This is a genomic window from Vaginisenegalia massiliensis, from assembly GCF_900604935.1.
In the GTDB taxonomy this organism is placed as follows: Bacteria; Bacillota; Bacilli; order Lactobacillales; family Aerococcaceae; genus Vaginisenegalia; species Vaginisenegalia massiliensis.
On sequence record NZ_UWPC01000006.1, the window covers coordinates 137,223 to 143,222 of the forward strand.

The 6,000-nt window shown below is 38.4% G+C and carries 5 protein-coding genes; 1 reads left to right on the forward strand and 4 read right to left on the reverse strand.

Translation table 11 applies throughout. The features are described from left to right. Window positions 1-114: 114 nt before the first annotated feature. From EIH20_RS05690 to EIH20_RS05700, 3 genes are all read right to left on the reverse strand, one after another. The gene (locus EIH20_RS05690; protein WP_124058653.1) at window positions 115-2,055 is read right to left on the reverse strand and encodes a KUP/HAK/KT family potassium transporter; all 1,941 of its coding nucleotides are present in this window, start codon (window positions 2,053-2,055) and stop codon (window positions 115-117) included. A gap of 168 nt (window positions 2,056-2,223) precedes the next feature. Next, entirely contained in the window at window positions 2,224-3,726 is a 1,503-nt protein-coding gene (locus EIH20_RS05695) for a PTS transporter subunit EIIC (RefSeq protein WP_124058631.1), read from the reverse strand. Between the two features lie 23 nt (window positions 3,727-3,749). After that, entirely contained in the window at window positions 3,750-4,439 is a 690-nt protein-coding gene (locus EIH20_RS05700) for an N-acetylmannosamine-6-phosphate 2-epimerase (protein WP_124058633.1), read from the reverse strand. 148 nt (window positions 4,440-4,587) lie between these two features. Here EIH20_RS05700 and EIH20_RS05705 point away from each other — a divergent pair, with 148 nt between their 5' ends. Beyond that, window positions 4,588-5,406, forward strand: a complete 819-nt coding sequence (locus EIH20_RS05705; RefSeq protein WP_124058636.1) for a MurR/RpiR family transcriptional regulator — start codon at window positions 4,588-4,590, stop codon at window positions 5,404-5,406. A gap of 149 nt (window positions 5,407-5,555) precedes the next feature. Here EIH20_RS05705 and EIH20_RS05710 read toward each other — a convergent pair whose 3' ends face one another. Next, entirely contained in the window at window positions 5,556-5,810 is a 255-nt protein-coding gene (locus EIH20_RS05710; RefSeq protein ID WP_124058638.1) for a deoxynucleoside kinase, read from the reverse strand. Window positions 5,811-6,000: the final 190 nt, after the last annotated feature.

Sequence of the window (6,000 nt, forward strand, 5' to 3'; positions counted from 1 at the left end):
AAACCAAATGGATAATTAAGAAAAGCTCCCTTTTTGATATTATGTCAAGAAGGGAGCTTTTTTTGCATAAAAAGAGATTTCTGTTGGGACATGAAGGAACCGATTAGCAGTTAATTACTTTTTCTTTTCAACTAACTTAGATTCTAAAATTTCACCGTATTGAAGGGGAACCATTTCGTGGAGGACTTCGGAGTATTCTAGACCAAACCAGGACTCTACTGAAGTAGCCAGATGTTTGATAAAGATTTTACTGTCCATGATGAATCGTTTAACACGTGAGATTTTTGAAATGTTTGATAATTTTTCGTCCACGAAGACAAATTGAAAATCGCCAACTTGACGATCATTAGTAATAGAATATTTTTGCGGTTGAGCTTTGATGCGCCCACTATCAATTAATTCGTGAATAATCTGACGCAAGTAAAGATTGACCGTTTGTGGCATTCTAAAACCGAGAAATAGTTTTACTAAAACAACGGAGTCAGTTCCCATAGTATCAACGGTGTAGGTCTGTGTATAAGGTTCATCTGTTACTTCGACATTGATGAACCAATATACCTGAGCTCGTTTAGGTTTTTTATCCAAAATAGAATAGATATAATGTTCCTCAATCCAGTCATCTTTCATTGAAGAAACGAGATAGACTAAATTGGTTTGGGTATAAGGAATAGAGTCATCCGCTTGTAAGGCAAGCAATTTGGGTAAATAGGCTTTTAAATGTACTTGCTTAAGCATCTCTTGTTTAATTTTATTGGCAAAGAGCCAGATTAACATGATGGAAATTATTACTAAGGCGATAGCAATGGCAACGTAGCCACCTTTGAAGAACTTAGCTGCACTTGATAAGAAGAACATTAATTCTAAAGTAGCAAAGAAGCCTGTGATAATGATTCCCAATAGATGTTTTTTAAGATTGATGCGAATATAGCTCGATAGCAATAGGGTGGTCATTAACATAGTGATGGTAATGGAAAGTCCATAGGCGGCTTCCATATGAGACGAGGTCTTAAAAGTAAGAACGATAAAGGAACAAGCCATCCACAAAAGGATGTTGATGGTTGGAATATACATCTGACCGATGGAAGAACCAGGGTACAGAATTTGTAAGCGAGGTAGTAGTTTTAATTTAATGGCTTCAGATACCAAAGTGAATGAACCTGAGATTAAAGCCTGTGAGGCAATGATAGCGGCCATGGTTGCGAAAATAACCCCCATCAAAATCCAACTTGGTGGTAATTGCATGAAGAACGGATTGATTTCATCCATTTGATTAAAGCTTGCTTGCGATTTATGCTGAATTATCCAAGCTGTTTGACCTAGGTAATTAAGCACTAAACATAGTTTTACATAAGGCCAAGAAAAATGAATATTTTTTTTGCCAACATGACCAAGATCCGAATAGAGGGCTTCTGCTCCAGTAGTAGCTAAAAAGACGTTACCTAGAATAAAGAGGCCTAATTTATTTTCCGACATGAAAAGGACTTTAATGGCATAGTAGGGATTTAAAGCCCGTAAGACTGACCAGTCGGTGACCAGGTTGATCAAGCCAGTTAAGCCCAAAAAAGTGAACCAGAGTAGCATGGCAGGACCAAAGACGCGACCAACGATATCTGTACCAAATTGTTGTAAAGCAAATAGAAACAGTAAGATGGACAACGTAATAATGATAATCACTTCTTGACTGTGACCAAAATAATGAGTGAAGATCGGAATATCACGAAGTCCTTCGATAGCAGTAGTGACAGTAACAGCGGGAGTCAAGACGCCGTCAGCTAAGAGGGCGCCGCCGCCAATAATGGCCGGAATGATTAACCACTTGTGATTGTGGCGAACTAGGCTATATAAAGAGAAAATCCCCCCCTCACCGTGGTTGTCTGCATTTAATGCAATCATCACGTATTTTACCGAGGTTAAAAGGGTCAAGGTCCAAAATATTAAGGAAACTGAGCCAATGACAAAGTCCTCTGAGATACGACTTAATCCACCGTTACCAGCAATAATAGCTTTCATAACATATAAGGGACTGGTACCAATATCACCGTATACAACCCCCATAGCAACGAGAAAGCCACCAAAACTTAATTTGTTTCTTAATGAATGTTGATCGTTCAACTAATTTCCTCCCATAGCTATGATAAAAAAAGAGTAGTTTCTATATAGAAACTACTCTAAAGGTATTTTTATTTAGCCACAAATAATTTCTTTGCGCTCATTATAATCTAATTAGTCGTCGTTGCCAATAAGCTGATTAATTTCTTGACTAAGTAAATCTGCTTTTGCACCGAAAACAGCTTGAACACCGCCATCTACGTCAAATACAGCTGTAGCACCTAGACCTTTGATTCTATTTTTATCAACTTGGTTTTTATCTTTTACTGAGACACGAAGTCGAGTAGCACAAGCAGTGACTGATTCGATATTTGTTTGCGTTCCTAAGGCTTCAAGAATTTGTTGTGCTTCGATATATAAGCTGTCATTTTCGCGATTTTCGGATGCTGTCGTTACATCATCTTGGCTTTCCATACCAGGGATAGCAACATTGAATTTCTTAATACAGAATCTGAAGACAACGTAGTAGATGACAGCCCAAAGTAAGCCAAATGGAATGACAATCATCCAGTTAGTTTTAGCATTGCCTTGGAAAACACCGAAGAGAAGGAAGTCGATTAAACCACCTGAGAAAGAGTTCCCAATTCGGATATTGAAAATATCAGCAAAGTAGAATGATAATCCGTCTAAGAAAGCGTGGATAACATATAACCATGGAGCAACAAAAAGGAATGAAAATTCGATCGGTTCAGTAATCCCGGTTAAGAATGAAGTTAAAGCACTTGAGAAGTATAAACCACCATTCTTTTTGCGATTGATGGCTGGAATTGAATGGTACATAGCTAAGCAGGCAGCAGGTAAACCGAACATCATGGTTGCAAAACGACCAGCAAAGAAACGAGTTCCATAGGTAAATAAACCAGTATGATGAGTATCAGCTAATTGAGCAAAGAAAATGTTTTGAGCCCCTTCAACCATTTTACCAGCAACTTCTTCAGTTCCACCTAATGAGGTATACCAGAATAGAGGATAGATGGTGTGGTGCAAGCCGACAGCCCCAGTTAAACGTAATAAGAAACCATAAAGGAAAGTACCAAAGCTACCCATTTTAGCAATGTTTTCACCAGCGAAGTTCAAACCAGCTTGCATTGGTGGCCAGATGAAGTAAAAGATTAAACCAATAAAGATAGCACAAATTGACGATACGATAGGAATAAAGCGAGATCCACCGAAGAAGCCTAAGAATGGAGGTAAGGCAATTTTACGGTACTTATTATGCAAATGAGCTACTGTTCCACCAATGACGATTGAACCAATGACACCGGTATCAATTTTGGCATCTGGACCAGCAAATTTAGCGAGTAAGCCAGCAATGGTAGCAGTATATACGACATAAGCAACACCAGCAGCTAAACCAGCTGTTCCTTTATCACCTTTAGCTAAACCGACAGCCACACCGATGGCAAAGATTAAAGCTAAGTTTGCAAAAACGGCTCCACCAGCTGAAGACATAACCATAAAGATAGTTTGTAACCAAGGTTGGTTCAAAACAGGATAAGTAGCGACAGCGCTTGGATTAGATAAGGCGCCACCAAGACCTAATAAGAGACCAGCGACAGGTAAAATAGCAATTGGGAGCATGAAAGCTCGACCAAGTTGTGAAAACTTCTTGAACATGATATTTCCTCCTTAATAATGGGTTAGTTTATCGCTTTGATAAAGCGTTTGGTAATTTCTAAGGGACGGGTAATGGCGCTACCAACAACAATCGATATAACCCCTAATTTATTGACTTGGGCGGCTTGCTCAGGTGTATGAATACATCCTTCAGCAATGACAGGGATGTTATGTTCGACTAATTGTTTAATTAAGTCTAGGTTAGGACCATCTAGCTTTTGTGTGTATGAAGTATAACCAGATAAAGTTGTACCGATAAAGTCAATGCCGGCTTTATAAGCATTAAGACCTTCTTCAAAGTTACTGATATCCGCCATCCAAAGTTGATCAGGATATTTTGCTTTGATTTGTTGGATGAACTCATTGATTGTTAGTCCATCATGACGAGGACGTTGAGTGCAATCAAGGGCGATAACATCAACCCCAGTAGCAACTAAGGCATCCACTTCTTTCATTGTTGCGGTAATGAAAGGTTCTTGTGGGGGGTAATCTTGCTTAATAATACCAATAATCGGTAAAGGACAGACTTCTTTAATTTCTAAAATATCCCTGACCGAGTTCGCACGAATTCCTACAGCACCCGCTTGCATGGCAGCTTTAGCCATTAAGGGCATTACCCCTCCTTCCGGACTATACAAGGGTTCATCGGGCAAGGCTTGGCAGGAAACAATCAGGCCTCCTCGAACTTGTTGGATGAATTCTTCTTTTTTCAAACTCCAAAACACTCCAAACTAATATTTATTTTGGATAATTTATCCGGAACAAATATAACATAGGCATTTGAAATTGTAAACGCATTCTAGATATAAATTTCAAACAAGAGTGATATAATGAGTTGACTGAGGATAAGGAGTGCCGTGGATGGAATATCAAGATTTAATACAATCAAAGTATGCAAGTTTAACTCGTTCGGAAAAAAAGATTGCCGATTATTGTTTAAGTAAAGGAAAGCAAGTGGTTCATGCAACTATGCATGAAATTAAAGCTACCACTAAAGTGGGAGATGCAACGATCATTCGCTTCTGTCAAAAACTGGGTTTTACCGGCTTTACCGATTTAAAGATTGAAATTGCAAAGCAAGGATTCTCGCAAGAATATCGAGAAGTAGAGGCTTCCGACTTTTATAGTCGACATTTACAACGCTTAATTAGATGCATGGAAGATACTCGTGCACGGATAAGTGAGGAAAGCGTTGAATTAGCGGTCAAGGCAATTGAAGAAGCAGACCACATTTATTTGTTTGGTGTGGGGTCGAGTGGAACGACAGCTGAAGATTTTGAAAGTTTACTTTTGCGGGTAGGGGTTAAGGCTAATGCGGTCACTGACCCGCATTTTCAAGCACATATTGCTTCTATTATTGGTCCAAAGGATATTGTCATTGCTTTCAGTTTATCGGGTAAAACTAAGGACGTTTATGATAGTTTAACGGTTGCCAAACAATCAGGAGCTAAAGTTATTGCTATTACTACTTATGATTTTACGCCCATTGGCCAGTTGGCCGATTTAACCTTAAGGACAGCAGTTGAAGAATTTATCGACGGAGGATCGGTTGCTGGTAAATTGTCCCAGTTGTATGTTTGTGATTTAATCGTTCAAAGCTACGAAAAATTAAATAATATTAAAACAGTTGAGATAAGGGAAAAAGTCCTTCGTGCCATTTTAGATAAACAATTAGATTAGACTCGATGCCATTTGATCGAGTGAGCTAGATAAAAAAGATTCTCCTTGACGAGTCAAGGAGAATCTTTTTTGGAATATATCATTAGCGATGTTGCATGCTTAACAGTGGTGCCACTAAGTCCTAGCTAAATAAATTGTATTTTTTGCAGTTAATGAAGTTTAGCTAAAGCCTGGCGAACTAAATCAACAACGGCCTGAGCATCTTCAGCGTTATTAACAATATCAAAGTGATCGATATTAATTTTTAAAACTTGTGATGCATGATAGTGCTGATCCACCCAATTATCATAGCCTTCCCAGAGGGCACGATAATAATCCATGAGTGACTGATCTTGTTCAAAGTCACGCCCACGTAACCCTATGCGATACATGATAGTTTCGAAGGAACCGTGTAAATAGACCATTAAGTGTAGTGCACCCCTAAAGTTGAACCTTAAAATTCAACTTTAGGGGTGTTTATTTTGAATAAAAAACATGAATTAGCCTTTAAATTAAAACTTATCAATGAATACAGGGAAGAAAAACTCGGGTATAAATTAATATGCAAAAAGTATAATGTTAATACAAGTTTATTAAAAACATGGATTTACCAAT